The organism is Embleya sp. NPDC059213, assembly GCF_042754445.1.
Lineage (GTDB): Bacteria > Actinomycetota > Actinomycetes > Streptomycetales > Streptomycetaceae > Embleya.
Genome location: NZ_JBHZAV010000213.1, coordinates 1 through 15,440, shown reverse-complemented (window position 1 = coordinate 15,440; position 15,440 = coordinate 1). Strand labels below are relative to the sequence as shown.

Genomic DNA, 15,440 nt, shown 5'->3' with positions numbered 1-15,440 from the left:
CACCCCGCCCTTTCCTCGCGCGCCGCACCGGAATCACAATTCCGGAAAACACCACCGCACCGCGCCGGGGTGAAACGCCCTTTATCGGGCAGGGATGCAGGAAGCCGGGGCAGCCGTGAAATCCGCAGGGAATCATCTGCACCTCCACACGGCCGCCCCGGCGCCCCGGCCGGACTTCCGCGCGCAGCCCGTCGCCTCGCAACAGCCGCCCGAGCGGGCACGGCCATCGGACTTTCCGAACAGGACGGGCGTGCGGTGTGATTCGACTTCCGGCCTCGGATAACATCGCTGTCCGAGGCCGGAAACGACTCCGGGCGATCATCGTTTCGGTCCCGAAGGGAACTCCGATGCCCACCTCGCGTCACGAGGACCTGCGCGCGGCGATCACGTGCGCCCGCGACGCGTTGGCCGCGCATCCCGACGCCGCGACGTCCCCGGCCCTGGCCGCCCTGATCTCGGCCGCCGAACCCTTCGCCAACTTCTCCCCCGCGGTGCCGCCCCCGGCCAAACGCTCGTAATCGCGACGACCGAGCCCGGCGGCGGCGGACGGTGCGGCGGTCCCACAAGGGCTTCTACGGGATCTGCGGTGGCTGAACGGACTGTTCGTGCCGGAAGACGTCGTGCGGGTCCCAACACTGCTTCACCCGCTGGAGTCGCCGGTATCCGTCCTTGTAGTAGAGCTGGTGCCAGGGCTCGCCCGACGTGTTGAAGTCCGGGTCCGAGATGTCGACGTCCGGGTAGTTGATGTAGCAGCCGTCCGTGTTCGCCGTCAGGGTCGCGGGCAGCGCCGGGTCGGGTACCACCGGCACTCCCCCGGTGTCCCGGTAGACCGCCTGATAGAAGTCCCGGATCCAGCGCAGATGCGGCCCGGCGATCTCCGGATCCAACTCCGCGTCCTGGTAGTCGAATACGCCATCCTTGTTGGCATCGGTGCCCCAGGTCCAATACACCTGGTACTGGAGCTTGAGGATCGAGGAGCGTTGTGGCACCGCCGTCGCCGCAGCGGCCACGTCGTTGATCGCCCCGCCGTAGGAGTCGACCTGCACCAGGGCGTCGGGGTTGTCGTAGTCGGGGTCCGTGAGGTGGAACAGGATCGCGTCGATCTGATCCTCGGTGAACCCCCTCGTCATGTACGCCGACTTGTACTTGCCGCAACGATTGGGGCCGGAGTCGTTCAGGCTCTGGGTGGCGGTCAGCCAGGGAAGCCGCGTCGGGATGAACAGGGCGCTCTGGGCCGGGTGTTCGCCGATCTGGAGGTCGAGTGGGGTTTCCTCCACAAGGTAGCCGTCGGGTGTCTCGAACCCCTCGGTGATCCAGTCCAGGAACGCCTGGAGCCGCTCCGCGGAGTCGTCCCGCGTGCCGTCGAGCTGAATCGTCAAACCGACCTTGCCGCTGCTCATGTGCGTGAGCTTCAGCAGCGTGAACATGTCGCGGTAGGTGTATTCACCGAAGGAATCCGGAAGTCTGCCGGCGGCCTCGTACTCGAAGAACTGCCCGTAACGCCGGACCAGCGACTTGAAGAGTTCGGGGTGCTCGACGAGGTCCGACCACTTCCACGCGAGGGACCGCAGCAGCACACGCGCGGGTGGTTGCGGCAGGCCGCGGAACCAATACCTGGTGATCACCCCGAAGTTGCCCCCGCCGCCACCGGTGTGCGCCCACCACAGGTCGCGCAGCGCCTCGTCCGGCGAATCCTTGCGCGCCACCGTCTTCTCGGGTGTCCTGCCGTCCGCAACGGTGACCACCTCCACCGCGTACAGATAGTCCACCGTCAGGCCGAACATCCGGGAGAGCAGCCCGTATCCGCCGCCGGACACGTGGCCTCCGAGGCCGACCGAATAGCAGGAGCCCCCGGGCAGCGCCAGCCCCGTCGCCCGGTAGAGCTGGGTGGTGCTGTGCCAGTTCGTCGCCCCCGCCTCGATGCAGTAGGCGTCCTCGTCGGGGTCGAAATAGACGCGGTTCATTTGGCCGACGTCGATGATGACGCCGACGTCCGGGGAGGAGACGAAGTTTTCGTAGCAGTGACCACCGGAACGCACGGTGATCCGGCCGGGCGCACCGGGCGGATCGGCGAGGTACCCGGTGAGCGCCGCCACCACGTCGTCCGCCGTCGTGGCCACCACCACGTAGTCCGGACTGGCGATCCAGCGCTGGTTGAACCCGCGGCGCAGCGCGTCGTACCGCGGGTCGCCGGAACCCACCTCGATGTCGTGTGTCGACATGACAAACCCCCAAAGCTCACCCGTCTGGCAACCGCTCAGTCGAAGTTACGACGAATCCACGTCGGGCTACTCCGCCGTTCGGGTGAGCATGGTGCCGTGCACGTGCGGCCGTACCGATGCGACGAGTTCGATCGACGGCGTCGCACCGGCTCGGGAACTCACCGGAGCGTCACCGCGGTCGTCAGGTAGCCCTCACCCGGTCCCGGTGGTCGCGTCCACGAGGCGGTGGTGAGGGTGTGCAGGCGTCCGCGGGTGAGGGCGAAGCGCGGCAGTGCGACGCCGAACTCGGCGGTGACCGCCGCGAGTGCTCGACGGTGACCCGACGCTGAGAAGAGTTCGCCGGCGCGGGGCGGGAACAACCGGTCCGGATCCAGCACCGGCGGTATGTCGCCGCTGCGTCGTACGGTCGCGCCCTGGACCGTGAACGCATGGCGCTCGGCTCCGCCCTCGGCGACCGACAGGTGGAACAGCCCTCCCGGCGAGCCCGGGCGGTCGGGAGCACACCACACCACGACGGCCCGGCCCGCCTGCGAGGCGGCACCGACCGGGCTGACGAATCGACCCTCGTGGAACGGCTGGGGCCGGGCGTCGAACGCGAAGGCCCAGTCGGGTCCGGCTCGCCCGATCGCGACCAGGGCCTTGTCGTCGTACGAGGACGAAGTACCGGTCCACGCCGCCCGTTCCGCCTCCCATCGGGTCCTCGGCGGGGACGGTTCGGCCTGCTCGTCCGCGCCGATGAGCGAAGCGAGTTCGGCCGGTTCGGCCCCCTGGACCAGGATGAATCGGTATGCCTGGCAGGTCCCGTTGTGGTCCGGCTCGGCGAGCCATGTCAGGTCGTCGGGGTCGAGTACGGACTCGTCCTCGGGCCCCGGCTCGGCTCCGCGTGCGGCGGCACCGCCCCGTTGCCCGCCGCGCGGGACGGCCAGCAGCAGGCGACCACGTTCCGGGGTGATCAGCGGCCCCAGGACCGGGTCCGCGAACAGCCCCACCGGGGCGATGTGGTCCGGTCCCAGGGATTCCCACAGACCGAATCCCGCCCGCAGCATGCGCCATGCCCGGTCGGTGGCTCCCCAGCGGGCCTGCTCCCACGCGGCGTCGACGACTCGGCCGAACGCACCCGGCGCCGTATAGCGGAACGTCGACTCACGGACCTGCCGCAACACTTCATCCGCCGCCGCCATCGCCTCGTCCGAGGTCCATCCCACCCGGGTGAACCCGAGGGAGTCACCGTGCCCGTTGCGCACCCGCGTATCCGCCAGCGCGGGCCGGAACTCCGAGGCGTACACGGGGTCGAACGCGATGATGCCGAACTCGACGAGATAGGTGTACCCCTGGAAGCGGCGCAGTTGGTCCCCCAGCACGCGCGCGCCGGGACGGCCGTATTCCCCGATCCGCGCGAACTCCCCCTCGGCCCGCTCCCAATCCCCGGCCAGGGCCCATTCCCGCGCACGTTCCAGGTCGGCGTCCAGCTCTCGCGTGGTCGCGTTGACGAACGCCCGCTCGTCGTGCCGACCCGCGCTCAGGCAGTGGAACTCGCGGTACATCGCGAGCATGAACTCCCGGAACGACGCGTACCGTTGCGGTATCTCCCCGCCCCAGGCCCGATAGCAGTAGAGAGCCCACTCGCCATGCTCGTCGACATCGCCCGGGTCGAGCAGCACGTACGTGGCGTCCGATTCCACGTCCAGTTGCAGCGCACGCGTCCACATCCCCGCCATCGACACCATCTCCGGTGTGGGGTACTCCCTCGCCTCCTCCGCGTACAACTCGGCGAACCCGACGTCGTCCACGAACCATCGGGCCCCCTCGGTGCCACCGAGTAAGGACACGAAGCCCCCCGCGTTCCGCCGGCCGTCGGTGACCGCGAGGAACTCCCGGTACGACGGCGGCATTCGCATCCCCAGCCGCTCCTCCATGGCCTGGATCCGCGCCGGTGACGCGGGTTCGAACCCGAGTCGACGCGTGCGACGCGCCGCTTCCTCACCCGCGCCGAGAACGTCCTCCGGACGGCAGGTGTCCGCCCACTCCTCGCTCCAACGCTCCAGAAAACAACGCCAGTCGAACGCGGTATCGGTCATGACGCCATCCTCACGGCCGGCACCGACACGAACCCGGACCCGAACGTGCGTCCGCCGCCTGCGCCGGGAGACCCGGGGTGCGCAGACGGCGGATGGTTCGCGGGGTGGACGCGGGTGGCTACCGGGTCACCATCGTGAACACCGGGTAGACCTTCGGCTGCACGTCCGCAAGGCCGAGGCCGCGCAGGATCGGGATGATGATCTCGCCGAACCGTTCGAAGGCTTCCTCGGATTCCCACACGTCGGCGACGAACCAGCCCTCGGGCGTGGCGGCGGCGGTGTGCGAGAGCAGCCCCGGCACCGGCCAGTCGGAGGGGGATTTCACGGCGCCGCGACCGCCGGTCACCTGGTCTGCGCTCGACTCGTACATGGCCTGGGTCATGCCGGGCATTTCGAGAATCACGAGGATCGCCATATCGGCCTCCGATGCGGGGTGGTTTGCCGTGTCGGCCCAGTCGACCAGTGCCGTCACCCCTCGCGCACGCCGGACTACGCCGAATGGACCGCGCCGAGCATCGGCCGGTGCCGGGCGGTCTGCGGTCCGGCGGGGCGTCCGACGCGCGCCCTCATCGATCCGTCGGCGACTCGCCGGACGCCGACGGGCCGCTCGCGTGCTCCAGGAAGCGCAGCAGTTCCACCGGGAAGGGCAGCACGACCGTCGAGTTCTTCTCGGCCGCGACCTCGACGATGGTCTGCAACAGCCGCAGTTGCAGCGCCGCGGGGCTGCGCGCCATCACATCCGCCGCGGAGGCGAGCTTGCGCGACGCCTGGAACTCGCCGTCGGCGGTGATGATCCGCGATCGCCGTTCGCGCTCGGCCTCGGCCTGCCTGGACATCGACCGTTTCATCGACTCCGGCAGCGCCACGTCCTTGATCTCCACTCGGTCGATCTCCACGCCCCAGCCCACCGCGGGCGAGTCGATCATCAGCGCCAGGCCCTGGTTGAGCGCCTCCCGGTTCGACAGCAGGTCGTCCAGGTCGCTCTTGCCGATGATCGACCGCAACGACGTCTGGGCGACCTGGGACACCGCGAACTCGTAGTCCTGCACCTCGATCGTCGCCTTGACCGGGTCGTTCACCCGGAAATACACGACGGCGTCGACGCGGACGGTGACGTTGTCCCGGGTGATGCCGTCCTGGGCGGGGACCGGCATCGTCACGATCTGCGTGTTGACCTTGCGCAGGCGGTCCACGATCGGCACGATCCGGGTCAGACCGGCCTCTCGGATCGGTTCCTGCACCCGGCCCAGGCGGAACACCACACCGCGCTCGTACTGACGGACCACCCGCAGTCCGACCCCGGCGAGCAGTGCGACCACGGCGGCGACGCCGCCGACGACGAGCAGAACGACGAGCAGCAGGGTCATGACCCACTCCGGTGCCGAGTGACTGCCCCGAGCAGGTGGGCGTCCCCGAGCGCCCCCACATTGCAACTGTAGCTCCGACCGGCCTCGATCGAGGGCGGTCGGAGCCGGTCGGGAGCCGGGACGGCACGGGGCACGAACGGCAGCCGCCTGCTCGCGTCTCAGCCCCCGACCCGCGGCGCGGGCGAGGCCGCCGGTGCGCACAGCAGGCCCACTGCGGCCTGCCGCAGATCTGCGGTCAACTCGTCGAACGGCAACGGGAGTTCGCTTGCCTCGTCGAGTCGCCCCTCCACGTCGGCGAGGGTGGCGGTGATCAACAGTTGCATCAGGCGCAGTCGGCCGGCCCGGGTGCCGGCGGGCAGCGCCGGCTCGCCGGCCGCGAGGGCGGCGTCGATGCGCGCGGTGACCTCGCGGATGCCGCCGACGACGTCCTCGCCCAGCGGCGGGGAGAACGGTGCGCCTTCGAGGGTGTAGCGGTGCACGAAGCGCGCGTAGTGGCCGGCGCGGTCGCCGTCGCGCATGGCCTCGGCCAGGGGGCGCAGATAGGCGTCCACCAGTGCGCCGAGGTCGCCGACGCCCTCGGCGTCCAGGGTCGCGAGCAGCTCCAGGCGGCGTGCGTTGAGCGGCGCCAGGCGGTCCTCGTACAGGGCTCTGACCAGCACGTCGCGGGTGCCGAAGTGGTACTGCACGGCCGAGTTGTTGCGCTGGCCGGCCGCAGCGCCGATCTCGCGGAGCGACACCTGTGCGGTGTCGCGCTCGGCGAACAGGCGTTCGGCCGCGTCCAGGATGCGCGCTCGGGTTCGGGTCTTGACATCCATGCGAGCAGTGTAAGACATTCCATCTCACTCGATTAAGTCACGTTGTCTCAATTCTCGTGAGGTCCGCCGTGTTCGACATCCGTCCGCTCACCCCCACCATCGGCGCCGAGGTCCTCGACCTCGACCTGAACCGGGACGACCTCGACGCGTCGGTGTTCGCCGCGCTCACCGAAGCGTTGCACGAACGCCAGGTGCTCTTCTTCCGCGACCAGCGCATCACCGCGCATCGCCAGCGCGAGGTGGCGGCCCGCTTCGGAACGTTGCAACACTTCCCGTTCGGCGAGCCCGCCGCTCCCGACCTGCCGGAGGTGATGGTGCTGGCCACCGGCGGAGACGGGCCCAAGGTCTCCAACGCGGACATCTGGCACAGCGACGCGACCTTCATGGCCCGTCCGCCGCTGGGCACGATGTTGCGCGCGGTGTCCCTGCCGGCCCTGGGGGGCGACACCGTGTGGGCCGACATGGAAAGCGCGTACAGCGGCCTGTCCGCACCCGTCCGCGCGCTGCTCGACGGGCTCACCGCGGAGCACGACTTCGCCAAGTCGCGATCGCACCGCGGCGGCGACCGCGCGGCGCTGCCGCCGGTGGTGCACCCGGTCGTGCGCACCCACCCGGTCACCGGTCGGCGCTGCCTCTACGTCAACCGGATCTTCACCACCCGCATCGTCGAGCTCGACGAACGGGAGAACGAGCTGTTGCTGCCGTTCCTGTTCGACCGGACCGCCCGCCCGGAATTCCAGGTGCGGCTGACCTGGCGCCCCGGGGACATCGCCCTGTGGGACAACCGCAGCACCCAGCACTACGCCGCCTACGACTATCAGGGCCCACGCGTCATGCACCGCATCGTCATCGAGGGCGACGAACCACGCTGATATCCGGAAGGACGACCGGTCGGCCCGCCCCGTCGACACCGTGCGCGGTCGGCGGGGCGGGTCACCGCGGGGCGCCGCCCCGGTCAGGCTCGGCCGACGGCCATGTCCATCAGGCGGGACAGCACCGCGTCGCCGGACGCGGCGACGCCGTCGTGTTCCCACTCGTTGGTGACCCAGGTCCGGACCGCGCCGACTTCGCGGGCGGTTCGCAGGGACAGGGGCGCGTCGACGTACATGTCGTCGTGGTAGACGGCCGCGGTCACCGGGACCCGGTTCGCGGCCAACCGCTCCCGGTCGTACAGCCGAGGCCAGTCGGTGCGCTCGGCGAGGATGCGGGCCGCGTCGGCGAACGGCCGCAGTCCGGCGATCTCCTCGAACATCCAGGGGTGCATCGTCTCGCCGGTGAGCAGCAGCGGATCCGCGTCCTCGGCGAACTCGGGGAGGGTGGCCATGGCGCGTTCGGCGGCCCAGTCGGTGGCGCCCTCGCCCTGGGCGTAGATGGATTCGTGCAGGACCGCGAACAGCGGATTGTCCACGAAGCCGGTCAGGTTCATCACCTGGGCCAGGAAGGTGGGCGACAACTCGCCGGACCGCGCGTCGAGCGCCTCGTCGAGCAGCCAGTGCACCCGCTCGAAGCCGTCCCCCATGCCGAACACCAGACCGAGCGTGCGCAATCGACGCACCGTCAGCAGGTCCCCGTCGGGCAGCCGCACCCCGCCGCCGGCGACCGTGTCGGCGATCCGGCGCAGCCGGGCGACGTCGTCCGGATAACGATCTCGGTATTCGGCGTTCTTGTCCCGGATCCGCGGGTAGGTCCGCGCGTACACCTCGTCCGCGTCGGTGGACAGGCCGGGCAGGCCGCCGGTGATGTAGCACCGCCGCAACCCCTGCGGGGCCCGGGACAGATAGCTGAGCGTGATGAAGCCGCCGTAGCTCTGGCCGAGCGTCTCCCACGGCTCGTCGCCGCACAGGTTCCGCCGGATCGCCTCGGCGTCCGCGACGATCGCGTCGGCCCGGAAGTGCGCCAGGTGGTCCGCCAGTTCCTCGGCCGACCCGAATCGTTCGGCGGCGCGGGTGGTCATCGGCGTGCTGCGCCCGGTGCCCCGCTGGTCCAGCAGCAGCACCCGGTGGGTCTTGGTCGCGTGCCGCAGCCAGCCGGGCGTACTCCCGGTCGGCCGTGGGGACTTGCTCCCCGGGCCGCCCTGGAGGTAGAGCAGCCAGGGCAACCGCTCGTGGGCCCGGGCCGGGTCGGCGACCTCCCGGGCGAAGACGTCGATGCGCGGGCCGCCCGGGTCGTGGTGGTCCAGGGGGAGGTCGAAGACGTGGTCGACGACCGCGTATCGGTAGCTCATGAAGGGCCTTCCTGGGATCGCCGGTGCTGTCGGCGAAGCGGGTCGGTGCGGAATCGGGGCATGCCGAGGGGCCGCGTCGTCCGGGCTCGGCGGTCGGTCCCCCGTCGTGGGTTCGGGAGGGGAACCGGGGCCGGGAGTGGAACCGGGGCCGGGAGCGGCGCGCGGTGCCGTGCCGTGCGGGCGGGGCCGCCGCCGGGGCCGGGGATCGGTGCGCGTTCCCGGCCGCGGCGACGCGGTCTCACTCCGGCGCGGACTCGCGCGCCGGGTCGCTCTCGCCCGTCGGGTCGGACCACAACGAGCGGATGTGGCCGAGGTGTTCGTCCATCGCCCGACGCACCCCCGCCCCGTCGCCGGCGAGCAACAGGTCGAGGATCTCCTCGTGTTCGCGCGCCGAGGCCACCAACGCACCGCGTTCGGCGAGTCGGGTGAGTCCGTACAGCCGCGAGCGCTTGCGCAGGTCGCCGACCACCTCGACCAGGCGCTGGTTGCCGCCCAGTTCGAGGAGTCCGAGGTGGAACTGCCGGTCGGACTCCAGGTAGCCGATCAGGTCGCGCCGTTCGGCGGCGGCCACGATCGCCGCGGCCACCGGGCGCAGCGCCTGGAGCGCGGCGGGGTCGGCGGTCTCGGCCAGGCGCACGATGACGGGGATCTCGATCATCGATCGAATCTCGGTGTATTCGTCGAGGTCCCGGGCGGACAGCGCGGTCACCCGGAAGCCCTTGTTGCGAACAACCTCGACCAGCCCTTCCTTGACCAGATCCAGCATTGCCTCGCGTACGGGGGTGGCCGAAACGCGGAACTGGGCGGCCAGGCTGGGCGCGGAGTAGATGACGTCGGGACGCAGTTCGCCGGCGATGAGGGCGGCTCGCAGCGCGTGCGTCACCTGATCGCGCAGACTGCGGCGCTCCTGCACGAACGGCAGGTCCAGCGGCCGCTCCGACAGGTTCGTCGCGGCGGCGGTCTCGCCGGTCCGACCGGTCGGCACTTCGGCGTGCGCTCTCATCGGGTGCATCCTCCCTCGGGGCCGGCATGACCTCGAATAGCCATACAATGTGCAATGTTACAGTCTATCGGTCACCGCGCCCCATCCCTCCCGTCGTTTCCGACTCTCCGGTGCCTCGGTGCCTCGGTGCCTCGGTGCCTCGGTGCCTCGGTGCCTCGACGATCTCACGCGCCGCCGGTCGGATTCGCCGGCAACAGGCTCACCGTGCACGTGGCGGTGTAGAAGTCCGCCGCGGCGCGGCCCTGTTCGCGCGGCCCGTGACTGGATGCCTTGGTACCGCCGAAGGGCAGGTGGAAGTCGACGCCGGTGGTGGGCGCGTTGACCTTCACCAGGCCGGTGTCGATCCGGTCCACGACCGCGAGCGCGGCGTCCAGGTCGCGGGTGTGCACCGAGGTCACCAGGCCGTGCGGGACATCGCGGGCCAGCGCGATGGCGTGCGTCAGGTCGTCCGCGCGTTGCAGCACCGCGACGGGCCCGAACACCTCCTCGCGCAGGGTGGCGTGCCCGGCCGGCACCTGTTCCAGGATGGTCGGCGTGGCGTACCACCCCGCGCCGTCGAACGCCCCGCCCGTGGTCAGCACCCGGCCGCCGGCCGCCGTCGCGGAGTCGAGCGCGGCCCGCACCCGGGCCCGGGCCGCCTCGCCGACCACCGGCCCGCACACGGTCGCGGGATCGGCCGGGTCGCCCACCGGCATCGCCCGGGCGGCGGCGTCCAGCGCCTCGCGCAGCGGGTCGGCGTCGCCCACCACGACGATCCGCCGCGTCGCGGTGCACTTCTGACCGGCATAGCCGAACGCGGCGCCGATCAACTGGGCCGCGGTGGCGCGCACGTCGGCGTCCGGCAGGACCAACGCGGCGTTGCAGCCGCCCATCTCGGCCTGGACCGGGATGCCCCGAGCGGTGCCGGCGCGGACCACGTCCAGGCCCACCGCGGTGGAGCCGGTGAACGAGACCACGTCGCTCGCCTCGACCACGGCCGCGCCGGTGGCGGCCTCTCCCGGCAGCACGGTGAACAGGTCGACGGGCAGGACCGCGTCGAGGAGTTCGGCCAGCCGCTGCGCGCAGCCGAGCGCCTGCGGCGCGGGCTTGAGCAGGACCGCGTTGCCCGTGGCCAACGCGGGCGCGGCCTTCCACAGCGGAATGGCCAGCGGGAAGTTCCACGGGGTGATCAGCCCGGCCACGCCGTGCGGACGACGGCGGGTCAGCAGCAGGCCGGGGCCCGCGGCGGGCTCGTGCACCGAGCCGATCGGGTCGTACACCTGCTGCGCGTTGTAGCGCAGGATGGCGACCGCGCGGGCGACCTCGCCGCGTGCCTCGGTGATCGGTTTCCCGACCTCGCGCACGATCAGGTCGACGAAGGTGCCGGCGTCGGCGGCGAGCCGGTCGGCCGCGGCGCCGAGCGCGGCGCAGCGGGTCGAGGCCCCGGCCGCCACCCACTCCCGCTGGGCGGTGCGGGCCCGTTCGGCGGCGCGGTGCACGTCGGCGGGCGACACCGCCGGAGCCTCGGCGACGAGTTCGGCGGGGGCGGCGGGGTTGTGGCTGCGCACCAGGGGTGCGGTGGACGTGGTGGTCACGAAAGCAAGCCCTTCGGGAGGGAACACGGGTGGGGCGTATGCACGTCGGCGGCGCGTCGGGCCGCCGGTCGGGTCCCGGTCAGCTCAGCCCGGCCGCCACGGCGCGTTCGGTCGCCAGCCGGATGCTCTGCTGCATCTCGGCGTTCAGCGGCCGGCGCGGCGGTCGGCAGGGGCCGCCGGACTTGCCGACCACGTCCATCGACAGCTTGATCGCCTGGACGAACTCGCTGCGGGTGTCCCAGCGCAGCAGCGGCTGCAGGATGTCGTACAGCTCCCGCGCCCGGGTCAGGTCGCCGGCGACGGCGGTGCGGTAGAGCTCGACGCAGGCGTTCGGCAGGACGTTGAGGAAGCCGCCGATCCAGCCCTTGGCGCCGGCCACGGCCAGCTCCAGGAGCACATCGTCGGCGCCAGCCAACAGGTCGAGTTCGGGGGCGAGTTCGGCGATCCGATAGGCGCGTCGGGTGTCGCCGCTGAACTCCTTGACGCCGACGACGAGGCCGTCCGCGTGCAGCTTGGCCAGCAGTTCGGGGGTCAGGTCCACCCGGGTGTCGAACGGGTTGTTGTAGGCGACGATCGGCAGGCCGACCGAGGCCACGTCCGCGTAGTGCGCGTGCACCTCGGCGTCGTCGGCGCGGTAGCCGTTCGGCGGCAGCAACATGACCGCCCCGGCGCCGGCCTCGGCGGCCTGCTCGGTCCACCGGCGGGCCTCGGCCGAGCCGTAGGCGGCGACACCGGGCATCACCCGGTCGCCGCCCACCGCCTCGACCGCGACGCGGACCACGCGGGCCCGTTCCTCGGCGGTCAGGACCTGGTATTCGCCCAGGGAGCCGTTGGGCACCACGCCGTCGCAGCCGGCCTCGACGAGACCGCGCACATGCTCGGCGAAGCCGTCGTAGTCGATGCTCAGGTCCGCGTGCAGCGGCAGCGGGGTGGCGACCATCAGGCCGCGCCAGGGACGAGCGGTGCGGTCGGTGGCGATGGCTTCGGACATGGGGGCTCCTTGGATTTCGGCGTCGCCGTCGAGGGCGCACCGGCTGGGATCAGTACAATGTCACATTGCTCCTGCGTTGCGCCAGACCCGAGGCGAATCACCGTAGGCGGTGGACCCGGAAGCAAAACCGCAGGTGAACAGTAAAGGAATTGCAAATACAATGTCGCACCTTAAATGTGACACCGCTCAAAGCTTGAACATTGACCCGCAGGTGGGCAGAGTTCCCCACCATTACCCACCCCGCCGCCTCCCGAGAGGCCCGCCGTCATGACCACGCTCGCGCCCCCCACGGATCCGCCGGTGGCCGCGGATCCACCCGCCGCCGACACCGCCCCCATGGGGCTGCGCCCCTCGCAACTCGCCTGGCGTCGCTTCCGCCGCGACCGCACCGGGATCGTCGCCGCGTGCGTCGTCGCCGTGTTCGTCGTCGCGGGCCTGGGCGCACCGCTGTTCGCCAAGTGGTACGGGCACGACCCCTACACCACGTACGGCCAGAACCGACCCGGACTGCTCAACGAGTTCGGCTTTCCCGTCGCGCCCAACGGCGGCATGTCCGGCGAGTTCTGGCTCGGCCTCGAACCCGGCCTCGGCCGGGACGTGCTGACCCAACTGCTCTACGGCATCCGCACTTCGCTGCTCATCTCGCTGGCCGTGGTCGCCATCGTCACCGTGCTCGGCGTACTGGTCGGGGTGACCGCCGGCTACCTCGGCGGCAGCGCCGACTACATCGTGGGCCGATTCATCGATGTGATGCTCAGCTTCCCCTCGACGCTCTTCTTCATCGCCTTCACCCCGGTGGTGACCTCGCTGCTGACCAACCCGGGCGAGCAGATGTCCCCGCTGTTGCGCGGGGCGGTCATCGTCGCGGTGCTCTCCGCGTTCGGCTGGGCCTCGGTGGCCCGCCTGTTGCGCGGGCAGGTGCTCTCGCTGCGCAGCCGCGAATACGTCGAGGCGGCCCGCGTGATCGGCGCCTCGCCGGGCCGGGTGGTGCTGCGCGAACTGCTGCCCAACCTGGTCACCCCGATCCTGGTCAGCGCCTCGATGGCGGTACCGACCTACGTGACCACCGAGGCGGCCCTGTCCTACCTGGGTGTGGGCATGGTCGAGCCCACCCCCGACTGGGGGCGGATGTTGCTCAAGGGCGCCGAGGTCTACCGGACCGACATCACCTACATGTTCGTCCCCGGCCTCTCGATGCTCGTCTTCGTGGTCGCCTTCAACCTCTTCGGCGACTCGGTCCGCGACGCGCTCGACCCCAAGAGCGACCGCTGAGCCGCCACGCCCCTCGCCACACCGCACTCGCACGGCAACCCTCGGAAGGAACCATGAACGCTCGCCGCAGATGCACCCGCCCCACCCGAGTCGCGCTGGCCGCGCTCGCCCTCACCCTCGGCGCGACCGCCTGTTCCGGCGGTGGCGGCGGCTCCGCCGACAAGGGGCCCACCAAGGGCGCCCCCAAGGCCCAGGTCCGCGCCGTGCAGATCGGCGCCGCCGCCGAGTCGAAGGGTCCGGCCAAGGAACTGCCCGGGGCCAAGCCCGGTGGCACCGCCACCGTCCTGGAGCGCGCCGACTTCAACCACCTGGACCCGGCGCGCGTCTACGTCTCCCACGAGCAGACGGCCGAGCTGCTGATCTCCCGCCAGCTCACCACGTACAAGCAGGAGGGCGACCAGACCACCCTGGTCGGCGACCTGGCCACCGACACCGGGACCAGCCCCGACGGCGGCAAGACCTGGACCTTCACCCTCAAGGAGGGGCTCAAGTACGAGGACGGGTCGCCGATCACCGCGCAGGACGTCAAGTACGGCGTCGAACGCTCGTTCGCCAAGGAGATCACCGGCGGCCCGACCTGGATCCAGGAGTGGCTGGTCGGCAACACCGACTTCCGGTCGGTGTACGACGGCCCCTACGGCGGCCGTGAACTGGACGCGATCAAGACCCCCGACGCGCGCACCATCACCTTCGTACTGCCCGCGCCGCGCGGCGACTTCCCGTTCGCGGTGGCGATGCACACCAGCAGCCCGGTGCCCCGCGCCAAGGACACCAAACTGGAGTTCGACAAGCACCCGTTCTCCAGCGGTCCGTACAAGATCTCCGCCCGCGAGATCGACAAGTCCATGACGATGGTCCGCAACGAGCACTGGGACCCGAACACCGACGCGGTCCGGCACGCCTACCCCGACCAGTGGAAGTTCGAGTTCGGCGCGTCCAACCAGCAGATCAACGAGCGGCTGATCGCGGCCAACGGCGGTGACCGCACGGCGATGACCTTCCGCGTCGCGGTCGGCCGCGAGGTCGCCCAACAGGTGCTCACCACCCCGGACCTGAAGGCCCGCACCGCGGACGCGGCCACCCCGTACACCGAGTACTTCGAGATCAACAACCGGCGCCAGACCAACCCGAAGATACGTCAGGCGCTGATCGCGGCGTTCCCCAAGGAGCAGGTGCGACAGATCCTGGGCGGCCCGGCGTACGGCGAGTTCGCCACCACGCTGATGGGCCCGACGGTGCTCGGCTTCGAGCCGTTCGACCTGGCCGGCGTGCCGAACACCGGTGACGTGAACAAGGCCAAGCAGTTGCTCGCCGAGTCCGGCACACCCAACCCCACCATCACCTACGCCTACAGCCAGACCCCGCTGTGGGAGCAGGTCTCGGTGACCATCGTGCAGGCCCTCCAGCAGGCCGGCTTCAAGGTGGTCCCGCAGCCGATCAACGACAAGAGCTACTACACCGAGATCGGCCGCGTGGACAACAAGTACGACCTGTACTGGTCCGGTTGGGGCGCCGACTGGCCGAGCGCCGCGACCGTGCTGCCGGCCAAGTTCGACGGCCGCAAGATCATCGACGACGGCACCGTCTACAGCCTCTACAACAACCCGGCGATGAGCACCGAGATGGACCGCATCACCGCGATGTCGGACGTCGTCGCCGCCGGCAGGGAGTGGTCCGCGCTGGAGAAGAAGATCATGGCCGACGCCCCGGTGGTGCCGTTCGTCTACCGGCGCCAACTGACCCTGTACGGCCCCGGTCTGGGCGGCGTCCGGGTCGGCTTCATCGGCTCGACCTATCCGATCGACGTCTGGGTCAAGTAGCCCCGGGCGGGGCGGCCCCGGCTGCGGCCGCCGGCGCGGGCGGGAAGGTCTCCCCATGCCGCCCCCGGCGCCCC

13 protein-coding genes are annotated in these 15,440 nt (G+C 70.9%); 4 read left to right on the top strand and 9 right to left on the bottom strand.

Annotation, left to right across the window (positions count from 1 at the left end):
- Window positions 1–347: 347 nt before the first annotated feature.
- Window positions 348–518 (top strand): hypothetical protein, encoded by a 171-nt coding sequence (locus ACFXMF_RS41430; protein ID WP_360316677.1) that lies wholly within the window; start codon window positions 348–350, stop codon window positions 516–518.
- A gap of 54 nt (window positions 519–572) precedes the next feature.
- Here ACFXMF_RS41430 and ACFXMF_RS41425 read toward each other — a convergent pair whose 3' ends face one another.
- The 5 genes from ACFXMF_RS41425 to ACFXMF_RS41405 all read right to left on the bottom strand — a co-directional run bounded on the left by ACFXMF_RS41425 (window position 573) and on the right by ACFXMF_RS41405 (window position 6,482).
- Window positions 573–2,222: an FAD-binding oxidoreductase gene (locus tag ACFXMF_RS41425; protein WP_379989162.1), complete on the bottom strand. Its 1,650-nt coding sequence runs from the start codon at window positions 2,220–2,222 to the stop codon at window positions 573–575.
- Window positions 2,223–2,380: 158 nt separating this feature from the next.
- Window positions 2,381–4,300 carry an SMI1/KNR4 family protein gene (locus tag ACFXMF_RS41420; protein ID WP_379989161.1) on the bottom strand — a complete coding sequence of 640 codons (1,920 nt, stop codon included), beginning with the start codon at window positions 4,298–4,300 and terminating at the stop codon, window positions 2,381–2,383.
- Between the two features lie 118 nt (window positions 4,301–4,418).
- Window positions 4,419–4,772, bottom strand: a complete 354-nt coding sequence (locus ACFXMF_RS41415; protein ID WP_379989160.1) for a hypothetical protein — start codon at window positions 4,770–4,772, stop codon at window positions 4,419–4,421.
- 94 nt (window positions 4,773–4,866) lie between these two features.
- Window positions 4,867–5,667, bottom strand: a complete 801-nt coding sequence (locus ACFXMF_RS41410) for a slipin family protein (protein WP_360316668.1) — start codon at window positions 5,665–5,667, stop codon at window positions 4,867–4,869.
- A gap of 158 nt (window positions 5,668–5,825) precedes the next feature.
- Window positions 5,826–6,482, bottom strand: coding sequence for a helix-turn-helix domain-containing protein (locus tag ACFXMF_RS41405; protein WP_360316666.1), 657 nt, complete (start codon window positions 6,480–6,482; stop codon window positions 5,826–5,828).
- Between the two features lie 68 nt (window positions 6,483–6,550).
- Here ACFXMF_RS41405 and ACFXMF_RS41400 point away from each other — a divergent pair, with 68 nt between their 5' ends.
- Window positions 6,551–7,354 carry a TauD/TfdA dioxygenase family protein gene (locus tag ACFXMF_RS41400; RefSeq protein ID WP_379989159.1) on the top strand — a complete coding sequence of 268 codons (804 nt, stop codon included), beginning with the start codon at window positions 6,551–6,553 and terminating at the stop codon, window positions 7,352–7,354.
- A gap of 83 nt (window positions 7,355–7,437) precedes the next feature.
- On the opposite strand, the gene ACFXMF_RS41395 is transcribed toward ACFXMF_RS41400, so the two are convergent.
- From ACFXMF_RS41395 to ACFXMF_RS41380, 4 genes are all read right to left on the bottom strand, one after another.
- The gene (locus ACFXMF_RS41395) at window positions 7,438–8,706 is read right to left on the bottom strand and encodes an alpha/beta fold hydrolase (protein WP_379989158.1); all 1,269 of its coding nucleotides are present in this window, start codon (window positions 8,704–8,706) and stop codon (window positions 7,438–7,440) included.
- Window positions 8,707–8,944: 238 nt separating this feature from the next.
- On the bottom strand, window positions 8,945–9,718 hold the full coding sequence (locus tag ACFXMF_RS41390; RefSeq protein ID WP_360316660.1) for a GntR family transcriptional regulator: 774 nt from the start codon (window positions 9,716–9,718) through the stop codon (window positions 8,945–8,947).
- A 155-nt stretch (window positions 9,719–9,873) separates the two neighbouring features.
- Window positions 9,874–11,283 carry an aldehyde dehydrogenase family protein gene (locus tag ACFXMF_RS41385; RefSeq protein ID WP_379989157.1) on the bottom strand — a complete coding sequence of 470 codons (1,410 nt, stop codon included), beginning with the start codon at window positions 11,281–11,283 and terminating at the stop codon, window positions 9,874–9,876.
- A 79-nt stretch (window positions 11,284–11,362) separates the two neighbouring features.
- Window positions 11,363–12,274, bottom strand: a complete 912-nt coding sequence (locus ACFXMF_RS41380) for a dihydrodipicolinate synthase family protein (protein WP_360316655.1) — start codon at window positions 12,272–12,274, stop codon at window positions 11,363–11,365.
- Window positions 12,275–12,541: 267 nt separating this feature from the next.
- Here ACFXMF_RS41380 and ACFXMF_RS41375 point away from each other — a divergent pair, with 267 nt between their 5' ends.
- Together ACFXMF_RS41375 and ACFXMF_RS41370 are read left to right on the top strand one after the other, a co-directional pair.
- On the top strand, window positions 12,542–13,546 hold the full coding sequence (locus ACFXMF_RS41375; protein WP_360316653.1) for an ABC transporter permease: 1,005 nt from the start codon (window positions 12,542–12,544) through the stop codon (window positions 13,544–13,546).
- Between the two features lie 53 nt (window positions 13,547–13,599).
- Window positions 13,600–15,366 carry an ABC transporter substrate-binding protein gene (locus ACFXMF_RS41370; protein WP_360316651.1) on the top strand — a complete coding sequence of 589 codons (1,767 nt, stop codon included), beginning with the start codon at window positions 13,600–13,602 and terminating at the stop codon, window positions 15,364–15,366.
- The last annotated feature ends 74 nt before the right edge of the window (window positions 15,367–15,440 follow it).

Excerpts from the sequence above, each read along its gene's own strand:
- ACFXMF_RS41430 (WP_360316677.1), top strand. The coding sequence starts at position 348 with ATGCCCACCTCGCGTCACGAGGACCTGCGCGCGGCGATCACGTGCGCC.
- ACFXMF_RS41425 (WP_379989162.1), bottom strand. The coding sequence starts at position 2,222 with ATGTCGACACACGACATCGAGGTGGGTTCCGGCGACCCGCGGTACGAC.
- ACFXMF_RS41420 (WP_379989161.1), bottom strand. The coding sequence starts at position 4,300 with ATGACCGATACCGCGTTCGACTGGCGTTGTTTTCTGGAGCGTTGGAGC.
- ACFXMF_RS41410 (WP_360316668.1), bottom strand. The coding sequence starts at position 5,667 with ATGACCCTGCTGCTCGTCGTTCTGCTCGTCGTCGGCGGCGTCGCCGCC.
- ACFXMF_RS41405 (WP_360316666.1), bottom strand. The coding sequence starts at position 6,482 with ATGGATGTCAAGACCCGAACCCGAGCGCGCATCCTGGACGCGGCCGAA.
- ACFXMF_RS41395 (WP_379989158.1), bottom strand. The coding sequence starts at position 8,706 with ATGAGCTACCGATACGCGGTCGTCGACCACGTCTTCGACCTCCCCCTG.
- ACFXMF_RS41390 (WP_360316660.1), bottom strand. The coding sequence starts at position 9,718 with ATGCACCCGATGAGAGCGCACGCCGAAGTGCCGACCGGTCGGACCGGC.
- ACFXMF_RS41380 (WP_360316655.1), bottom strand. The coding sequence starts at position 12,274 with ATGTCCGAAGCCATCGCCACCGACCGCACCGCTCGTCCCTGGCGCGGC.
- ACFXMF_RS41375 (WP_360316653.1), top strand. The coding sequence starts at position 12,542 with ATGACCACGCTCGCGCCCCCCACGGATCCGCCGGTGGCCGCGGATCCA.
- ACFXMF_RS41370 (WP_360316651.1), top strand. The coding sequence starts at position 13,600 with ATGAACGCTCGCCGCAGATGCACCCGCCCCACCCGAGTCGCGCTGGCC.